This window comes from Bacillus sp. MUM 13, assembly GCF_001866725.1.
GTDB lineage: Bacteria > Bacillota > Bacilli > Bacillales > DSM-1321 > Peribacillus.
This window is the reverse complement of the sequence record NZ_MLYQ01000023.1, coordinates 1-19,349: the sequence shown is the minus strand read 5'-3', so window position 1 is coordinate 19,349 and position 19,349 is coordinate 1. Positions and strand designations below refer to the sequence as shown.

At 42.8% G+C, this 19,349-nt stretch carries 17 protein-coding genes; 14 read left to right on the top strand and 3 right to left on the bottom strand.

Annotated features, from left to right (window positions below; genetic code table 11):
• Window positions 1–161: 161 nt before the first annotated feature.
• From BIV59_RS07365 to BIV59_RS07320, 8 genes are all read left to right on the top strand, one after another.
• Window positions 162–932, top strand: coding sequence for a transporter substrate-binding domain-containing protein (locus tag BIV59_RS07365; RefSeq protein ID WP_071350838.1), 771 nt, complete (start codon window positions 162–164; stop codon window positions 930–932).
• Window positions 933–989: 57 nt separating this feature from the next.
• Window positions 990–1,634 (top strand): amino acid ABC transporter permease, encoded by a 645-nt coding sequence (locus BIV59_RS07360; protein WP_071350819.1) that lies wholly within the window; start codon window positions 990–992, stop codon window positions 1,632–1,634.
• Entirely contained in the window at window positions 1,631–2,359 is a 729-nt protein-coding gene (locus tag BIV59_RS07355; protein WP_071350818.1) for an amino acid ABC transporter ATP-binding protein, read from the top strand. Before BIV59_RS07360 ends, BIV59_RS07355 begins: the two co-directional genes overlap by 4 nt.
• A gap of 524 nt (window positions 2,360–2,883) precedes the next feature.
• Window positions 2,884–3,843, top strand: a complete 960-nt coding sequence (locus BIV59_RS07340; protein WP_071350837.1) for an efflux RND transporter periplasmic adaptor subunit — start codon at window positions 2,884–2,886, stop codon at window positions 3,841–3,843.
• On the top strand, window positions 3,844–4,584 hold the full coding sequence (locus BIV59_RS07335) for an ABC transporter ATP-binding protein (protein WP_071350815.1): 741 nt from the start codon (window positions 3,844–3,846) through the stop codon (window positions 4,582–4,584).
• A complete protein-coding gene (locus BIV59_RS07330; RefSeq protein WP_071350836.1) occupies window positions 4,556–5,701 on the top strand; it encodes an ABC transporter permease in 1,146 nt (381 codons plus the stop codon). The genes BIV59_RS07335 and BIV59_RS07330 overlap by 29 nt, the downstream gene beginning before the upstream one ends.
• Before the next feature lie 193 nt (window positions 5,702–5,894).
• Window positions 5,895–6,566, top strand: coding sequence for a response regulator transcription factor (locus BIV59_RS07325; RefSeq protein ID WP_071350814.1), 672 nt, complete (start codon window positions 5,895–5,897; stop codon window positions 6,564–6,566).
• A 10-nt stretch (window positions 6,567–6,576) separates the two neighbouring features.
• On the top strand, window positions 6,577–7,815 hold the full coding sequence (locus BIV59_RS07320) for a sensor histidine kinase (RefSeq protein ID WP_071350813.1): 1,239 nt from the start codon (window positions 6,577–6,579) through the stop codon (window positions 7,813–7,815).
• A gap of 33 nt (window positions 7,816–7,848) precedes the next feature.
• Here BIV59_RS07320 and BIV59_RS07315 read toward each other — a convergent pair whose 3' ends face one another.
• Window positions 7,849–8,676, bottom strand: a complete 828-nt coding sequence (locus BIV59_RS07315; RefSeq protein ID WP_071350812.1) for a MurR/RpiR family transcriptional regulator — start codon at window positions 8,674–8,676, stop codon at window positions 7,849–7,851.
• A gap of 504 nt (window positions 8,677–9,180) precedes the next feature.
• Here BIV59_RS07315 and gntK point away from each other — a divergent pair.
• Window positions 9,181–10,731: a gluconokinase gene (gntK, locus tag BIV59_RS07305; RefSeq protein WP_071350835.1), complete on the top strand. Its 1,551-nt coding sequence runs from the start codon at window positions 9,181–9,183 to the stop codon at window positions 10,729–10,731.
• Between the two features lie 322 nt (window positions 10,732–11,053).
• On the opposite strand, the gene BIV59_RS07300 is transcribed toward gntK, so the two are convergent.
• The gene (locus BIV59_RS07300) at window positions 11,054–11,758 is read right to left on the bottom strand and encodes a YukJ family protein (RefSeq protein ID WP_071350810.1); all 705 of its coding nucleotides are present in this window, start codon (window positions 11,756–11,758) and stop codon (window positions 11,054–11,056) included.
• Between the two features lie 328 nt (window positions 11,759–12,086).
• On the opposite strand from BIV59_RS07300, the gene BIV59_RS07295 reads away from it, so the two are divergent.
• The 5 genes from BIV59_RS07295 to msrB all read left to right on the top strand — a co-directional run bounded on the left by BIV59_RS07295 (window position 12,087) and on the right by msrB (window position 17,059).
• Window positions 12,087–13,022: a sugar-binding transcriptional regulator gene (locus BIV59_RS07295; RefSeq protein WP_071350809.1), complete on the top strand. Its 936-nt coding sequence runs from the start codon at window positions 12,087–12,089 to the stop codon at window positions 13,020–13,022.
• Between the two features lie 474 nt (window positions 13,023–13,496).
• The gene (locus BIV59_RS07290; RefSeq protein ID WP_071350808.1) at window positions 13,497–13,895 is read left to right on the top strand and encodes a cytidine deaminase; all 399 of its coding nucleotides are present in this window, start codon (window positions 13,497–13,499) and stop codon (window positions 13,893–13,895) included.
• 104 nt (window positions 13,896–13,999) lie between these two features.
• Window positions 14,000–15,184 (top strand): NupC/NupG family nucleoside CNT transporter, encoded by a 1,185-nt coding sequence (locus BIV59_RS07285; protein WP_071350807.1) that lies wholly within the window; start codon window positions 14,000–14,002, stop codon window positions 15,182–15,184.
• Between the two features lie 115 nt (window positions 15,185–15,299).
• Window positions 15,300–15,902, top strand: coding sequence for an AmiS/UreI family transporter (locus BIV59_RS07280; RefSeq protein ID WP_071350806.1), 603 nt, complete (start codon window positions 15,300–15,302; stop codon window positions 15,900–15,902).
• Window positions 15,903–16,087: 185 nt separating this feature from the next.
• The gene (gene msrB / locus BIV59_RS07270; RefSeq protein ID WP_071350804.1) at window positions 16,088–17,059 is read left to right on the top strand and encodes a peptide-methionine (R)-S-oxide reductase MsrB; all 972 of its coding nucleotides are present in this window, start codon (window positions 16,088–16,090) and stop codon (window positions 17,057–17,059) included.
• A 244-nt stretch (window positions 17,060–17,303) separates the two neighbouring features.
• On the opposite strand, the gene BIV59_RS07265 is transcribed toward msrB, so the two are convergent.
• Complete coding sequence (locus tag BIV59_RS07265) at window positions 17,304–18,956, bottom strand: glutamine--tRNA ligase/YqeY domain fusion protein (protein WP_071350803.1); 1,653 nt, start codon at window positions 18,954–18,956, stop codon at window positions 17,304–17,306.
• Between the last annotated feature and the right edge of the window lie 393 nt (window positions 18,957–19,349).

The following is a 19,349-nucleotide window of genomic DNA, read 5'->3' as shown; positions in this document are numbered from 1 at the left end:
TACTGGACTTTAATGAGCCCATTGCATAATTTTGGTGTGAGGATGTTTAAAGAGTTTTAAAGCAGGGTAAATAGCAGTAGCTTTATCCATACATAATGCGCTTTAATTTATTCTCAATAATTGAAAAATTCAATATTATTGGATCCAGGGGGGAAAGACTTTTGAAGAAAATAGGAGTATTAGGTTTATTTTTTGCGTTAATTATTGCACTGTCAGCTTGCGGAACTTCTGATGACGGAGGAAATGGGAAGAACAAGACATACCGTGTGGGTATAGATACGACATATCCTCCATTTGAATATGAAGAAGGCGGAAAGTATAAAGGGATAGATATTGATGTAATGAATGCAATTGCCAAAAGCCAGGGCTTTAAAGTGAAGTACAGCGCCATGGACTTCCTTGGAATCATTCCTGCTATGCAGGCGGGAGATTTGGATATGGCCATTGCAGGCATGAGCATCACAGATGAACGGAAAAAGGTAGTTGACTTTTCAGATCCGTATTTCAATGCGGGCCTTAGCCTGGTTGTAAAGAAAGGCACTAAGGATATTAAGACGATCAATGATTTAAAGGGCAAGCAAGTGGCTGTTAAAAAAGGGACAACCGGTGCGGCATTTGCTGCAGAAAAGGCAGATAAGATCGGGTTTAAGGTTGTTCAATTCAATGACAGCCCCTCCATGTTCCAGGAAGTGTCAAATGGAAGTTCAGATGTCCTGATCGAAGACTATCCGGTTATTGCCTACGCTATTTCCAAAAAAGATCTTGGGCTTGAAATCGTCGGGGACAGACTGAATGGAGATAAATACGGCATTGCTGTTTTAAAAGGGGAGAACGGGGACCTTTTGAAAAAAGTCAACAAGGGACTGGCTGAATTGAAGAAAAATGGAAAATACGATGAAATCATCAAAAAATATCTTGGTGATCAAAAATAGAGAAGAGATTGTTAAGGCGTGCATACCGCGCGTCTTCTTTTTGGGGGGAGCGGAATTATGGATGTAATCAGTGAAGCCTTTCCTTATTTAATGAAAGGGCTGCAGACGACACTTTATATTTTTGTTATTGCTGTTATTCTTGGTTTTATCATTGGTCTGATTGTTGCATTAATGAGGCTTGCGCCTCTTAAGCTGTTAAATGGGATCGCCCTGGTCTTCATCAACGCTATCCGGGGGACGCCATTCATCGTGCAATTATTTTTTATCTATCAGGGTTTAAACACTCTTTCGTTCATTCATTTAGATAGAACAACAGCCGGAATTGTGACGGTAGCCATTAATGCTGGTGCATACTTTGCGGAAATTATCCGTGCGGGCATCCAGTCAATAGATAAAGGCCAGACAGAGGCGGCAAGGTCGCTTGGTTTAACAAGCAGACAGGCGATGACTTCCATCGTTCTCCCTCAGGCATTCCGCCGGATGCTGCCAACGATCACGAATCAGGCAATTATCAGCTTGAAGGATACCTCGCTGCTTTCTATAATCGGCATTGCTGATTTAACACAGAGAGGCCAGATTCAGCAGGCGGCAACATTCGAAGCCTTTAAAATCTGGCTGGCAGTCGGAGTCATCTATTTCATCATCATCTATCTCTTAACAATGCTTGCTAATTTCCTAGAGAGGAGATTTATAGTCAGATGAGCATGATTTCAGTGAAAAATTTAAAAAAGTCATTCGGTGAGCTTGAGGTACTGAAAGACATCAATACCGTAATTAACGAACGCGAAGTGGTGTGTGTCATCGGGCCATCCGGCTCAGGGAAAAGTACATTCCTCCGCTGCCTGAATAGGCTTGAAGATATTACAGGGGGACATGTAATCGTGAATGGTCATGACATCACTGACCCAAAAATTAATATTAACGAAATTCGCCAGGAAGTCGGGATGGTCTTTCAGCAGTTCAATCTTTTTCCGCATAAAACAGTCCTGGAAAATATAATGCTCGCGCCCATGAAAGTGCGGTCGGCGGAAAAAGGAGCTGCGAAAAATAAAGCATTGGAACTGTTAAAGAAAGTAGGATTATCGGACAAAGCCGATAATTATCCTGCTCAATTATCAGGCGGACAGCAGCAGCGGGTAGCCATCGCAAGGGCACTAGCTATGAATCCTAAAATCATGCTGTTTGATGAGCCTACCTCAGCCTTGGATCCGGAAATGGTGGGGGACGTGCTGGATGTCATGAAACAGCTTGCACAAGAAGGAATGACGATGGTGGTTGTTACACACGAAATGGGATTCGCACGTGAAGTGGGTGACCGTGTTTTATTTATGGACGGCGGATACATCGTGGAGGAAAATAAACCGGAAGCTTTATTCGGAAATCCCCAGCATGAAAGAACAAAGTTATTTTTAAGCAAGGTATTGTAAGAGCAAATGCAGAGATGGATCAGGTGAACGTTGACCTGGTCTTTTTTTTTGTTTATGCCTTATCCTTTGCGGAACCTCTCCTTCTATTATGATGCGTCTCATGCTGGTCGAAGGCCCCCAGGATGGGGGTCACAAAGACGTTACCGCAGGACGCGGTGTTTTTAATCTTTGATCCTCTGACAAAGGCGCTTGCGCTTTTTATTAGTCCAGCTCCAGCGCCTAGTTCGCTGTGCAAAAGATATTTTGACCTCAGAAGGCAAAGAACGCCTTCAAAGGCCAAAATCCTATTTGCTTCGCGAACTGATCAAGGCGCTTGCGCTTTTTATTAATCCAGCTCCAGCGCCTAGCCTCTCGAGGTCATAACCACATCAGAATTGAAGGCAAAGAAACGCCTTCTATTCTGATGCGTCTTATGCTGGTCAAGGCTATCAAGGCGCTTGCGCTTTTTATTAAGGAAAAGTTAAGGCTTGGATTTCATAATGGGTTTATCACGGGAATGCAGAATGATTGAAGGAGGAGTTTTTGTGAAGAAGTGGATCGTAATTGGCGTGGTTTTAGTTTTGGTTTTGGGGGGAGGTTACTGGTTTTTTAATAGAAGCGGCACTCAGCCTGCCGTTGCACAGACTATGACGGCTGCAGCCCAAAAAGGCAAGCTCGAAGTGAAGGTCAATGGATCGGGTTCTGTGTCAGCGGTTCATAGTGAAGACCTGACATCCTCTGTATCGAGTGAAATTGATGAGGTCCTTGTGGATGTGAATGATAAGGTGAAAAAAGGGGATGAGCTGGTTACTTTTACGGATGGAAGTGACCCGATTACAGCCCCTTTTGATGGAACGATAACAGCAATGGCTGCCAAGAGCGGAGAGCGGCCGGCTAACAGTGCAGTCCTGGGACACATAACGAATTACAATAATCTTCAGATGGTTTCTATCGATGAACTGGATATTCCAGCAATTAAAAAGGGACAAAAAGCTGAAATCACGGCGAGTGCCTTTGAAAATAAGACATTTCAAGGCACGGTGACAGATGTGGCTAAAGAGGGAACCGTTGAAGGCGGAGTATCAAGCTTCAATGTTACCGTACACATTACAAGGCCTGAAGGTTTGAAAATCGGGATGTCGACAGAAGCCAACATATTAACAAACAGCAAAAATAACGCCCTGTACATCCCTATTGAAGCTGTCCGGACTAACAATGAGGAGAAATATGTCCTGATTGGATCTTCTTCAAAAGAAAATGGCCGTTTAGCTGTGAGACAAGATGTGAAAATTGGCATTCACAATGATCAATATGTGGAGATAACTTCAGGCCTTGAAGAAGGCCAGGCTGTAGAGCTTCCAGCCATTAAAACCGGCAGCAGCCAGAATCAGCCTAATAGGATGGGCCAAGGCGGAATGGGAATGGGCGGAGCAGGCTTCCAGGGAGGCGGCATGAGATCCATTCAGGGAGGAAATTTTGGCGGTTCAGGAAAGGGAGGCAACTAAATGTCCAAACCCATTATAGAAATCAATAATATTTCGAAGTCTTATACATTAGGAGAAGTAAGAGTAAATGCTCTCCAACATGTATCACTTCAAATACATAAAGGAGATTTTATATCAATTATTGGTCCATCTGGATCAGGAAAATCAACCTTTATGAACATGATAGGCTGTTTGGATACACCAGATTCCGGCCAATACCTTCTTGACGGCAAAGAAGTGAGCAGGATGAAGGAGGATGAGCTCGCGGCAATCCGGAATGTGAAAATTGGCTTTATTTTTCAGAATTTCAATTTGCTTTCGAAAATGACGGCTTTGGAAAACGCAGAACTTCCTCTTGTGTATCGTGGAATGAGCGGAAAAACCCGGAAGGAAGCGGCAGCGGCGAGCCTGAAAATGGTTGGGCTAGGAGACAGGGCCAGCCACTTGCCTTCCCAGCTTTCCGGAGGGCAGCAGCAGCGTGTTGCAATTGCCCGTGCGCTTGCCGGAAACCCGCCGGTATTGCTGGCGGATGAGCCGACAGGTGCCCTTGACAGCAAAACAAGCTTTGAACTCCTGAATATGCTGAAGGAGCTGAATGCCAAAGGCCAAACCATTATCCTGATTACCCATGACCTTCAAGTAGCGAAGCAGGCCAAAAGAGTGGTGCGCATCCAGGACGGCAGATTGTCAGAAGATGGAGGTGATTGGATTGAGCCTTCAGGAATCTATGAAGATGGCTATACGCAGTATCAGGAGCAATAAAGTAAGGGCATTTTTGACGATGCTTGGCATTATTATCGGTGTGGCTTCAGTAATTGTTCTTGTTTCATTAGGGAAGGGGTCCTCTCAAACTGTCAAAAATCAAATCAGTAATCTTGGCACAAACCTAGTGACTGTTAATATTACCGATACAGATTCGGTTGATTTAAAGGAAAAAGATACGGAGAAGTTCGGCACCTTATCTGCTGTCAAAAATATCTCGCCTTCAGTATCCGGCCGGGTGACAGTACAAAATGGCACAGTTTCCGCCCAGACAGCACTGACTGGTACGAATGCAGATTATCTTTCGGTAAGAGATTTAAAACTGGATCAAGGGCGTTTTCTATCTGATTTAGATGTAGAATTCAGGCAGAAAACTGCTGTCCTCGGTTCGGATACAGCTCAAACCTTATTCACCAGAAGCAATCCTGTCGGACAAAGCATAAACGTTGATGGAACATCCTTTAAAGTGGTTGGGGTACTGGCTTCTAAAGGCAGTTCCATGGGTCAGAGCGGCGATGATGTCATCATCACGCCGATTTCTACAGCACAGCGCCTGACAAAAACAACAAGCATCCAAACGATGTATATCAAAGCCAAAAGTGAAAGGGTGCTATCTGCAGCTATGCTTGAAGTTCAGGGGACAATGAGCAGGCTATTTCCTAAAAAGAGTGATGATTATTCTGTGGTCAACCAAACGGATCTTATGAAAACAATGAGTTCAGTTTCTGATACGATGACATTGCTTCTGGGAGGAATCGCCAGCATTTCCTTGATTGTAGGAGGCATCGGGATCATGAACATCATGCTTGTTTCCGTTTCGGAGCGAACGAAGGAGATCGGCATCAGAAAGGCGATAGGTGCAAATCGAAGGACAATCCTGATTCAGTTTTTAATCGAGGCAATTGTCTTAAGCTCACTGGGAGGAATTATTGGAGCCGGAGCAGGATTAGGTATAGCAAAACTCGTATCCCTATCAACAGGAATGGCAATTTCATATTCTATGTCCGTTACAATCATAAGTTTCTTATTTTCATTGATAATCGGTGTTGTTTTTGGTGTCTTCCCGGCAAGCAAGGCTTCCAGACTTCACCCGATCCAGGCACTGAGGTACGAATAACTAAAGCAAAGCGGCTGCTGAATTGCAGGCGCTTTGTTTTGCAGAAGCAAGATTCAGGTATAGTAGAAGAAAATATCCGCGGACGAGTGTTTCACTTTATAATAGGCTTTGATAAATCCTTAATTTCCTTTCCGCAATCGCAGTTCCAAAGAGCGGAAGTTATGGGACCGTTTGATAAATAAGGGGGATAGAGATGAAAATATTAGTAGTCGAAGATAATATCTCCTTGCTTCAGTCCATCAAGGAGATACTATCGGATGAATTTGAAGTAGATACAGCAGATAATGGCGAAGACGGACTGTTTTTGGCACAGCAGAATATCTATGACAGCATTGTCCTGGATGTGATGCTGCCGGGTATGGATGGTTTTGAAATTGTCCGGAAGCTGCGCAAAGAGAAAAATGATACAGGGGTGCTGTTCCTGACGGCAAAGGATTCTTTAGAGGATCGTGTCAAGGGGCTTGATATAGGCGGTGATGATTATTTAGTAAAACCATTCCAGGCACCTGAATTAAAAGCCAGGATCCGAGCTCTGCTAAGAAGAAGCGGGATTTTGTCCATTGATTCCGGAGTGAATTACAGGGGAATACAGATGACGGGAAAGGAGCATGAAATGCTTGTGGATGGACAGCCTGTCAAATTGACCATTAAACAATATGAACTATTTGAATATATGATTCAAAATGCAGGCAAAATCCTTACCCGTGAACAGATTTTTGACCGGATTTGGGGATTCGATTCAGATACGACCATTGCTATCGTCGAAGTATTTATTCACCATTTAAGAAAGAAATTAGAGCCGTTTCAATATCATAAGGATATTCAAACGGTCAGAGGAATCGGTTATATGCTAAAACAGATCTGAGGCGAATATGATGTTCCAAAAAACCAGATTAAGACTGACTATTTTAAATTCCATTGTCTTTATCATTTTAATCGGTGCGCTTGGAAGGGCCATTTATTACTATACAGAAACGCAGATTTACAGGGAAGTGAACCGCTCTTTAGATAAAATGCAAAGCAGTCCTCCATTCAGGGGAGAAAGGCCGCATGGGGAAGTCCAATTGGGAAGAGGGCCGAGCGTAATAATCTGGGGTCCGGATAAAAAAATTCTCGATACAGGACTTGGGGAGGAAAATGACCCGTTCAGAGAAAATGAAAAAACATTATATCCTAAGGTTTTAAGGAAAATACAAACAATCAAGGTGAAGGATTCTACATTCCGCTCTCTTGCAAACCAGGTGGATACCGAATACGGGAAAGTAACCGTGCAATTTATCCGCAATGTTGATGCTGAAGCAGCCCTTCTGCACCGGCTGCTGCTCATTATGGTGATTGGCGGGGGATTAGGCGGAGTTCTTGCGATTGCTGCAGGATATTTCCTTGCAGGCCGCGCTTTAATTCCCATTAAGAGAGCCTGGGATAACCAGCAGCAATTTGTTTCAGATGCATCACATGAGCTTCGCACGCCTCTGTCTGTCATTCAGTCCCGGACAGATTTACTATTTCAGTCTCCGAACAGTACCATAGAAGAAAAAGCAGTCGATATTTCCATGATATCTAAGGAAACAAGGCGGCTGAATAAATTAGTGAAAAGCCTGCTTACCTTGGCACGTTCAGACTCAAACCAGCTCCAGGTGATTAAAATGCGTTTCTTCTTAAATGACCTGCTCACGGAAATTGTTAATCAATATTCAGATATTGCTGCTTTTCAAGGCAAAACAATCACTCATGACTCTAAAGAACCGCTGACCTTTTTGGGTGATAAAGAACGGATCCATCAGCTTCTAGTAATTCTTGTGGACAATGCCATGAAATATACAGAAGAAGGCAAGGAAATCCGTTTATCCTGCCATAAAAATTCACATTCAATCTTCCTATCCGTAGAAGATGACGGAATTGGAATACCTGAAGAAGATATTCCGAATATTTTCAACCGCTTTTATCAGGTGGATAAATCGAGGACTGCCCGTGAAGAATCAGGGTTAGGGCTTGGCCTGTCAATTGCCAAGTGGATAATTGATGCACATCAAGGGACGATTAAAGTGAAAAGCGAATTACGTAAAGGAACAAAGATAGAAGTGATTTTTCCAAAAAACCAAAAAAGCCAATGATAAAAAAAGCCGCTGAAGCAGCTTTTTTTATTTTCAAGCTCTGGATGTTGCTTTTTCTCTGCTGGCCGGCAATCTCGGAATTTCTCTTCTTTTCACCATAACATTTACATATAGGGCATCGATCAAGCTCAACTGTATGATCAGGGATGCCAGGTCTTCTGGTCTGTATTCGGTTTCCTCCGAACTTGTGCAGAGTGAAACATGCGCCCTCCGAGCCAGAGGGGAGTTGGGAAAGCCAGTAATGGCAATTGTCTTTGCCCCTTTTTCAAGCGCCGCATCCAGTATCTTCAGGCTCTCCTTATCAGAACCGGAATGAGAAATTACAACAGCCGTATCCTGGCTGTCCAGATGGGAAGCAAACATTGACTGAGAATGTGAATCCATAAAAGAGTACGCATGGAATCCAGCAGAGATAAACTTCTGGAATGCATCCATTGCTATAGCAGATGAACCGGCAGCTCCATAAAAAGAAACTCGTTTTGCAAAAAGTATACATTCAGCTGCTTTTTCTACGGAAGCGCATTCATTTATTTGCAGCGTATTTGCCAAAGAACGTATATTGGATTTGAAAATCTTTTCGGTAATGTTTTCCCCATCATTAATTAATTCACTGGCTGGCTGAACGGCTGTCATAGATTCAGAAGCAAGAGCAATCTTCATGGCCTGATATCCCTTGTAGCCGATCCGCTTGCAAAAACGAAATACGGTTGCTTCTGCAACTTTTAGGTCTTCGGCCACTTCATTTATGGAGCAATGAATAATTTTACCGGAGTTTTCAAGAATATAATCAGCTATTATTTTTTCTTTATCGCTGAATCTCGGATAATAGGAACGTATTTTACTCAAACAATTTGTATTCATGTGAAATTTCCCTTCTGCGTTATTGAGTGATGATTTCCCTATCTTTCGGTAAAAAGGTTTTCTGCTATAAAAAATGTAAGCGTTATTAAAAAAATTATAGCACAAATATCGCCGGAAATATTTTTCGGCAGCTGTACAAGTATGAAAAAATTTTTTTCATATGATAAAATGTTAGGGAGATATATATGTGCGCCTAAGGGATTCTTAAGATTATAAGGGGATTGCTGCTTCTTTCGGGATTTTTTTGAAGCGCTGTGATTTTCTGCATGCAATAACGGGAGAGACTTAAATTTAAGCGCATTCTTTTTTTCAGTGTGACGGATGAAGCGGAATTATGCAATGAACAGCACATGATGCTTTGCATTCAATTTATTCTCATATAATAGAACCTTAGTTTATTCTTGGGAGATATATACTTTTAAGATTGGGTCAGGAAGGCAGCTAATGTCTTCTTTTATTTGGACATGCATGATGAGTTAAAAAAGTTAGATGCAAGGAGGCAGCATAATGAGCGAAAAATATCTAATCGGTGTAGACATAGGGACAACAAGTACAAAATCTGTTGTATTTGCAAAAAACGGAAGAATCATTTCCAGCCATAGCCAAGAGTATCCGTTGTATTCCCCTACTCCAGAGACGGCTGAACAAGATCCGGAAGAAATTTTTCAGGCCGTAATTTCCACAGTAAAAGAAGCCGTAAAGAAAAGTAATGTGCATCCAGAGGATATTTTGTGTGTATCTTTCAGTGCGGCCATGCACAGTCTTATTGCTGTGAACAAAGATGGAAAGCCGCTGACTAGGTGCATTACCTGGGCGGATAACAGGAGTGCAGAATGGTCAGAAAAGATTCTGAGTGAAATGGGCGGACACGAAATTTATCTTAGAACTGGCACGCCAATACACCCAATGTCACCGCTTTCGAAACTAGTCTGGCTGCAGAATGAACAAAGCAGCCTATTTTCAATGACATATAAATTTATTTCTATCAAAGAATATGTCTTCTTTAAGCTGTTTGGACAGTATGTTGTAGACCATTCTATAGCTTCTGCAACAGGTTTGCTGAACCTGAAAGCCATGCAATGGGATGAAGGTGCACTAAATGTGGCGGGCATTACCGGTGATCAGCTGTCACAGCTTGTGCCGACTACTTACAGCTTGACAGGTCTTGATGCTGGCTATTCAGCTGAAATGAATTTGCCGCAGAGTGTTCCATTTGTCGTTGGCGCCAATGACGGCGTTCTGTCAAACCTTGGAGTGAACGCAATTAAACCGGGTGTAGTGGCAGTTACAATCGGTACAAGCGGTGCAATCCGCACAGTGGTTGACCGCCCGATAACGGATCCCAAAGGCAGGATTTTCTGTTATGCATTAACGGAAAACCATTGGGTCATCGGAGGGCCCGTAAACAATGGAGGCATGATTTTCCGCTGGGTAAAAGAACAAATCGGTTCAGCAGAGGTTGAAACGGCTAAGCGCCTTGGAATGGATGCATATGAAGTACTGACATCCATTGCGGCCAAAGTAAGTCCAGGGTCTGAAGGATTGCTGTTCCATCCATACCTTGCTGGAGAAAGAGCGCCATTATGGGATGCTAATGCACGAGGCTCATTCTTCGGTCTTGGGCTCCACCATAAAAAAGAACACCTTATCCGGGCTGTATTGGAAGGTGTAATCTTCAACCTGTATTCCGTACTGCTTGCACTGAAAGAATTAATCGGTGAACCAGTGAAAATCCAGGCTACAGGCGGTTTTGCTAAATCGGAGCTATGGAGGCAGATGATGGCTGATATTTTCAACCATGAAGTATTTGTCCCGGAAAGCGTTGAAAGCTCTTGCCTTGGTGCAGTTATTCTTGGCTTATATTCTTTAGGAGAGATTGACTCGCTTGATGCTGTAGCCGATATGGTGGGAGCAGACCATTATCATAAGCCAGTTCCTGAAAATGTGGTAATTTATGAAGAGCTTGTTCCGATTTTCATTAGAATGTCCCGTTTATTGAAGGAAGAATATAAAGCTATCTCAGATTTCCAGCGTAAAATGAGTTCGAATTCTTAAGTCCTGAAAATATACACTTAAAATCCCCAGTTGCCTTTCCGCCGTGAAAGGAACCTGGGGATTTTCTTTATATTAGGCTGTTTTCGTAAATTTTGCTGCTATCGAACAAGGTTGATTTCCGCTCCAGGATGCTCGCTTTCCGCGGGGCAGGCGGTGAGCCTCCTCTGCTGCGCCTGCGGGGTCTCACCTTCCCGCTAATCCCGCAGGAGTCTCGAACCTTTCGCTCCAATCATCCTGAATTAACAATGGGATTGCCTCCCGGAACGCATTAAAAAACAGCAATCTTTAATAAAAGAGCCATATATTATAATCAGACTGGAGGTCAAGGCGTTCCCGCATTTTTTAACAATTGGTCATGTGTACAGGTTCCATCAGGGTAGCCCCGCTCATCTGTACACCAGGACTGTGAAAGAAATGCTAAAAACACGGCCGTCCAATGTGATTCAAATTGAATGAGGATGCCCCCATCATGATAAATCCCATTGTCCCTGGCCCAGTCCTTTTCGTTTCCTGGTTTATCTTCATTTCCCTGGTTCATATGAACATTATGCATGCCATTTTCCGGGCGGAACCCGAACACTTTGTCGGTGGTATTTTCAGGGCCGAATCTGGATCCGAATATATATACGGGAGCCTTCTCTGCTTTTGCTTTTTGAATATAAGCTTCAAGCCTGTCATTCAAATCATCATCTGGTCCTGCCGCATCAAAAGGCAATGCTTTCATTAACGATGGGTCAAATAGTTTGCCGCGTACATAATCCAGACCGGGAATGCTGCTTCCCCTATCAATTTTTGTATATCCCGGCTTCAAGGCAAGAAGGGCACCCAAGGAAGTACCGTTAAAATTTTCATCTGCCATATACAGCACCTCGGACTGCTGTGAGCTTGACATCACATTCACTGCAATCCTGTAATGCATGCCTTCCTCGACAATCATATGGATCTGGTAATGGGGAGTATCGGCATTCCGTTCAGGACGGCCTTCTAAAACAATTCCCTTCAGTACACCATAATTCTGAACTGGCATAAACATCCTCCTGACATTTTTAAGAATGTAACATTGAGAGGGACTAAACATGGCTTTATATGCGCGCAGCTTTTTCCATAACTATCTGGCGTTTCCAAAATGCCCGCTCTTTATTTATACCACATTTTAAGAATGATTTATTGAATATTCCGATTAATTTGACCGGGTGAGAGGAAAGTTTATCCTCCTGGATCAGAATGGGAAAGTGATCAATGTTCTCTTTTTTCAAGTTCATTGTTGATTGGTGTGCATTTGAAAAAAAGAAGTAGCGCTTTCCATTATTTTTGGTAGAATAATGTTAATTCAATTAGGTGAGCGGGTGTGCTTTATGGATGATGAAAAAATCAAAAAAATTATCGAGGCGGCTAAGCTCTATTATTTGCATGATTATAATCAAAATGACATTGCCAAAAAGCTTGGGGTGTCCAGGCCTACAGTATCCCGCTTTTTGCAGCAGGCAAAAACCAAGGGGATCGTCCAAATCACCATTATGGATCCGGCAGAAAATTTTGCTGACCTGGCAAGAAAGCTTCAGCATAGATATCAGCTTAAAGATGCCATCATTGTTCCGGTCCCCTTCAATGATGAAGAACTGATAAAACGAAGGCTTGGTGAAAGAGCCGCGGCCTATTTGCATGAAGTTGTTGCGGACGGAGATATTGTCGGAGTTACATGGGGAACAACACTTTACCATATCGCTTCGGAATTAAAGCCCAAAGCAGTGAGAAATGTTAAGGTGGTACAGTTAAAGGGAGGCGTCAGCCACTCCGAAAAAAACACATATGCATCTGAAATATTATTCCTTTTTGGCAAGGCTTACAACTCAGTGCCTATCCAGCTTCATCTTCCTGCAATTGTCGACCATATGGCTGTCAAGCAAGCTATGGAGGCAGACCGCCATATACGCAGGGTGCTGGATACTGGCAAAAAGGCAAATATTGCTGTTTTCACGGTTGGTTCAGTTGAAGCAGAATCGCTATTATTTCAAATGGGCTATTTTACTGAGGATGAAAAAAGGCATCTCTATGAGCATGCGGCAGGTGATATCTGCTCCCGGTTTTACGATAAAAGCGGGAAAGTCTGCAATGAAGGAATCAATCAGCGGACATTAGGCATTGAACTGGATTGCCTGAAAGATAAGGAACAGTCGATTCTTGTAGCCGGGGGTTCTGCCCGGATTGCTGGAATCAAAGGCGCCTTAAACGGAGAGTACGCCAACATTTTAATAACTGACCAATATACTGCACAGGCTCTGCTTGGATAGCGGAGATGAAAAAACTGATCCTATAGCGGGATCAGTTTTTTTATGTGAAACAGGTTTATTTTTTGGCTCTTTTCTTAAAAATTGTTGTTTTTTAATAAGTTCTGTGAGGCGATCCCATTGTTAAGTCAGCGATTTGGAGCGCAAGGTGCGAGACTCATGCGGGCTCACCGCCCTCCCCACGGAAGCGAGCATCCTTTCGCTCCAATCAGCCACCATGTTCCATATCAGCAAAATTTACGAAAAAAGCCATTTTTTATATACCAGAAAAATAATTTTTACATTTGTTCAATTTCCTGTTTACATTTGTTCAAGTCCTGTTGTAGTATAAAAGTGTTAGAAGTACGTACCTCTTTGTAAGAGTTTGCAAGAGGGTCTCTTTTTTTGAACCCGATGAAAGCGTTTCCTGCAATAGATGTAAAAATAGTAGATTTTGGGATGAATGCGTTCCACTTTTGAAGAAACGGAGTGTTTTTTATGGATAAAAAAACATTAATACAAGAAGCGATAGAAGCAAGAAAGCAGGCATATACACCGTATTCGAAATTTCAGGTGGGAGCAGCCCTGCTGACTGCCGACGGCCGTGTTTATCAAGGGTGCAACATTGAAAATGCTTCATATGGCCTGACAAATTGTGCAGAGCGGACAGCTATTTTCAAAGCAGTATCAGAAGGTGCAAAAGGTATCCAGGCCATAGCGGTGGTTGGGGATACAGAAGGACCGGTTTCTCCATGCGGAGCCTGCAGACAGGTAATTGCAGAATTCTCTGATGAAAACACAAAAATTTACCTGACCAATCTTAAAGGCGATGTTACTGAAACAACGATTCAGCAATTGCTTCCAGGATATTTCGCTGCATCCGATTTGAATCAGTAATCAGTTATAATTCAGGAAGCTAGTACAAAGAATAAACAAGATATACGTAAGCATGCTTGTGGCATGCACATACAGAAATTTAAATCATCCTGCGGAGGTACATCATGAAATATCTTATTGCGATTGCCGGCCTGATTGTGGTCTTTGGACTTGCTTTCCTTGCAAGCAGCGACCGTAAAAAAGTGAAGATCAAGCCTATCATAACGATGGTCATCATCCAGATTGTTCTTGCTTTTCTCTTATTGAATACTAAATTTGGTTACATTATTATAAAAGCCTTTGCGAATGTTTTCTCCAAGCTCCTCGAATATGCAGGAGAAGGAATTTCCTTCGTGTTCGGCGGAATTGCCAATAAAGGGGAAGGGCCATTCTTCTTGAACGTGCTGCTTCCAATTGTTTTCATTTCTGTATTGATTGGAATCTTCCAGTACTTTAAGATCCTGCCTTTCATCATGAAATGGATCGGGTTCCTGCTGAGCAAAGTAAACGGAATGGGCAAGCTTGAATCTTACAATGCGGTAGCTTCTGCTATGGTAGGCCAATCAGAAGTTTTCATCACTGTTAAAAAACAGCTCGGCCAATTAACATCTCAACGTCTATACACGCTATGTGCTTCTGCCATGTCCACAGTATCTATGTCCATCGTTGGCGCATATATGACAATGATTGAACCTAAATATGTGGTAACGGCCATTGTAATCAACCTGTTCGGAGGATTTATTATTTCTTCAATTATCAATCCTTACACGATTGCAGATGAAGAGGATATTCTGATAGTTCAAGAAGAAGAAAAACAGTCTTTCTTTGAAATGCTGGGTGAATATATTCTTGACGGCTTTAAGGTTGCAATCATTGTTGCTGCCATGCTAATTGGTTTCGTAGCATTAATGGCGGGGATTAACAGTCTGTTTGATATGATTTTCGGAATCAGCTTCCAGCAGATCTTAGGGTACATCTTCTCTCCATTTGCCATCCTTATGGGAATACCTGCAGGAGAAGCAGTTAAAGCCGGCGGAATCATGGCTACAAAGATGGTAACCAATGAATTCGTGGCAATGCTTGACCTAAGCAAAACTGCTTCACAATTGAGCTCAAGAACAGTAGGAATCATTTCTGTCTTCCTTGTTTCTTTTGCCAACTTCTCTTCCATCGGAATCATTGCGGGAGCTGTAAAAGGGCTGAACGAAAAACAAGGTAATGTAGTAGCTCGTTTTGGATTAAAGCTTCTATATGGCGCTACACTTGTAAGTGTCTTATCATCAATCATTGTAAGTCTTATCATCAAATAATAAAACATGGCAATTCTCCTTCATAAAAGAAGGAGAACTGCCTTTTCTTTTTTTAGCAATATAATTATGGAATAATAAGGAGGAATTGTGAAAAGGCAGCTTTTCACAGTGACATATGGGTACAATAGGATTATTTTTATCAGGCGCCGTTTTATTTTTAAATGGACTAATGCTGCTTGGAAAAGCAGATGGAAAAAGCGTTGCATATTTCAACTTATTCGTAGGGGCGATACAAACGGTTTCTCCGTTTTACTTGGCGGTTGTTTCGGATCAAAGCAACTGGGAGCTATACAATAACGCCAGTATCTTCTTATTCGGGTTAACATATCTTTATGTTGGTGTTACTGCGATAAAGGACCTTAATGGCAGCGGACTTGGCTATTATTCGCTTTGGGTAAGCATTGCAGCCGTTGTATATGCTGCTGTTTCTATCATTCACTTTGGAGATTTATCAAGTGCATTGACATGGATCATGTGGGCATATCTCTGGTTCTTGTTTTACCTGTCTATGTCCCGCGGCAAAGATATTGATGAGTATATCGGAAAGGTCGCTATTGTGTTATCATGGGTCACACTGACAATACCCTCATTACTCAATCTGACAGGGGTAGCAGCGGAAACAGTGGCTCTAGTAAATTATGTGATCTCACTTGGTGCCATCGTATATTTCTGCTATCTGACCTTCAGCTGGCAGCGCAGAAAACAATATGCTTCTTAATGTTCAGGCAAACGGCAAGGAATGTTCATTTCCGCTCGTTTGCCTTTTTATATGGCGAGCTGTCTGGTTTAATTTCCAGAAACATACCCTTTATAATAATAGTGAAACTAAAGAGCTGCTCAGTATTGAAATAACGGGGCTTATGCCTGTTTGCGTAAATAAAGGGTGAAGAGGAGGTAAAGCATATGGTATCAGCTCGGCAAGAGTGCTCCGCTGAAAGGGCTATATTTGCAGGGGGCTGTTTTTGGTGCATGGTTGAGCCCTTTGATGAAAAAGAAGGGATTATCCGGGTCATATCAGGATATACAGGAGGTTTTGCGGAAAACCCGACATATAAACAGGTAACATCAGAAATGACTGGGCACCTGGAGGCGGTGGAAATTCTTTATGATCCCAATAAGATTACCTACAATGAACTTCTTGATGTGTATTGGAAGCAAATTGATCCTACAGATGAAACTGGCCAGTTTTCTGACCAAGGGCATTCCTATTCGACAGCTATCTTTTATAGTAATGAAACCCAAAAAAGGGAGGCTGAAGCCTCTAAAAGGCTGCTTCAGGAAAGCGGCAGGTTTAAAAAAGAGATTGTGACTAAAATTATACCGGCAGGAGTCTTTTATCATGCTGAAGAATACCACCAGGATTTTTACAAAAAGAATGCTTTTCGCTATGCCCTCTATCGCAGGGGGTCGGGGAGGGAATCTTTTTTAAAAGAGCATTGGCCCAGGGATCTTTCAGCTTTAAAAGAAAAACTTACAGAACTCCAGTTCCATGTCACGCAGGAAAACGGCACAGAACCACCCTTTGAGAACGAATATTGGGACAATGAAAGCGAAGGCATATATGTGGATATTGTTTCGGGAGAACCGCTGTTCAGCTCCCGGGACCAATATGACAGCGGGTGCGGTTGGCCCAGCTTCAAAAAACCCATTATGTATGCAAGTGTAAAAGAAACCGTGGACCTGAGCCACCGGATGACACGGACAGAGGTTAGGAGCAGGGAAGGTGACTCACACCTTGGTCATGTGTTCCCGGACGGACCAGGACCTGAAGGACAGCGATACTGTATCAATTCCAGCGCTTTAAGGTTTATACCAAGGGAAGAGATGGAACAACAAGGCTACGGGGATCTGCTGCTGCTGTTCCGGATCAAGTAAATAAGGACAGAAAAAAGCCTGAATCCCGGCAAGCTGGGGATTCAGGCTTTTTACTTGTCTTATGCTGCCGCAGGACGCGGCGTTCTTAGTCTTTGTTCCTCTGACCAGGCGCTTCCGCTTTTTATGAATCCAGCTGCAGCGCCTAGCCTCTCGAGGTCATAAGCCGCATCAGAATTGAAGGCAAAAGGCGCCTTCTATTCTGATGCGTCTTATGCTTGTCAAGGCTGATCAAGGCGCTTCCGCTTTATAGTTTAAATGAGCTTTTCAGTTCTACTATTTGGTTGAAGACGATATGGTCTTTTGTTGTGTTTTTCGGATCTGCGTTAAAGTATCCGTGCCTGAAGAACTGGAATTTGTCCTGAGGTTTTACTTCCTTCATGTTCGGTTCTACAAACCCGTTAAGGATAGTCAGGGAATTAGGATTTACTCGTTCAAGGAATGTTTTTTCCTCTTCTTCCTCTGTTTCATCATCTAAGATTAAAGGCTGATAAATCCGGAATTCAGCAGGAATGGCATGTTTAGCATCTACCCAGTGAAGAGTTCCTTTTACCTTCCGTCCAGTGAATCCTGTACCGCTCTTTGTTTCAGGATCATACGTGCAGCGGAGCTCAATAACATTGCCTTCATCGTCTTTGATTACTTCTTCGCACTTAATGAAATAAGCATGCTTCAGGCGGACTTCATTGCCCGGAAACAGGCGGAAGTATTTCTTTGGAGGATTCTCCATGAAATCATCGCGCTCTACATATATTTCCCGTGAAAATGGAATCTGGCGTGTGCCCATTTCAGGATTTTCCGGGTTGATTTCCGCATCAAGCATTTCAACTGCATCTTCAGGATAATTTGTGATCACTACTTTTAACGGATCAAGAATACCCATTGTACGAGGTGCTTTTAGCTTTAAGTCTTCCCTTACAAAGTGGTCCAGCACCTGTGAATCTACTGTTCCATATGCTTTGGAGACGCCGATTTCATGGCAGAACGCACGAATGGCCTCTGGTGTATATCCTCTGCGCCTAAGACCGGAAACTGTCGGCATACGCGGGTCATCCCAGCCGTCTACATACCCTTCTTCAACAAGCTGTTTCAGCTTGCGCTTGCTCATTACGGTGTTGGAAAGATTCAGCCGGCCAAATTCATATTGCTGAGGCTTGTTTTCCATTTCGCATTGTTCAATGATCCAGTTGTATAGCGGACGCTGGTCTTCAAACTCGAGCGTGCAAAGAGAATGGGTCACACCCTCAATAGCATCTTCAAGCGGATGTGCGAAGGCATACATTGGATAAATGCACCACTTATTGCCTGTGTTATGGTGCTCCGTGTGTGAAATTCGGTAAATAACCGGGTCGCGCAGGTTGATATTGGGGGAAGACATATCAATTTTCGCGCGCAGAACCTTTTCTCCATTGGCAAATACGCCATCGCGCATTTTTTCAAACAGTTCCAGGTTTTCATCTGCTGTGCGGTTTCTGTAGGGGCTGTCTTTTCCAGGCTCAGTCAGTGTTCCGCGAAACTCGCGGATTTCATCTGCACTCAAGTCATCCACATAAGCCAAGCCTTTTTTGATTAAAAGCACGGCTCTGTCATACATTTGGCCAAAATAATCAGAAGCAAAGAAGAGTCCATCCCAATCATAGCCAAGCCATTTTACATCTTCTTTGATGGAATTCACATATTCAATATCTTCTTTTAAAGGATTAGTATCATCGAAACGCAGGTTTGTTTTTCCGTTGAACTCATCCGCCACGCCAAAGTTCAGGATAATGGATTTAGCATGTCCAATATGTAAATATCCGTTTGGTTCAGGAGGAAAACGAGTGACAATTTTCTCATGTTTTCCAGTCTCTAAATCTTCTTGGATGATATTTCTGATAAAATTCGAAGAGTTATGTTCCAACTGTTTCGACCTCTTTCGTGTTTAAGGATATATATCATGATAATAGGATCTCAAAGCGCCGGGCATATGCATGCGCCTTTTAAATTTCGTAAAGGGAGCAAATCTATATCATATAATTTTACCTGTATATATACCATAAATACAGACTTTTTTCCATGTTCTGAGCTGAAAGTCCGTCCGCCTTGCCATTTTCTGTTTAAAAGCTTTTCTCTCAAAAAAAAAGAGGCTGTCCCAAAAGGTCCGGTAAATAGGAAATTTTGGGACAGCCTTCTAACTTTTACTTAAGCTCTTTTCTTAATGATTGTTGTTTTTTAATATGTTCCGTGAAGCGATTCCGTTGTTAAACCGGGGATTGGAGTGTAAGGTGCGAGACTCCTGTGGGATTAGCGGGAA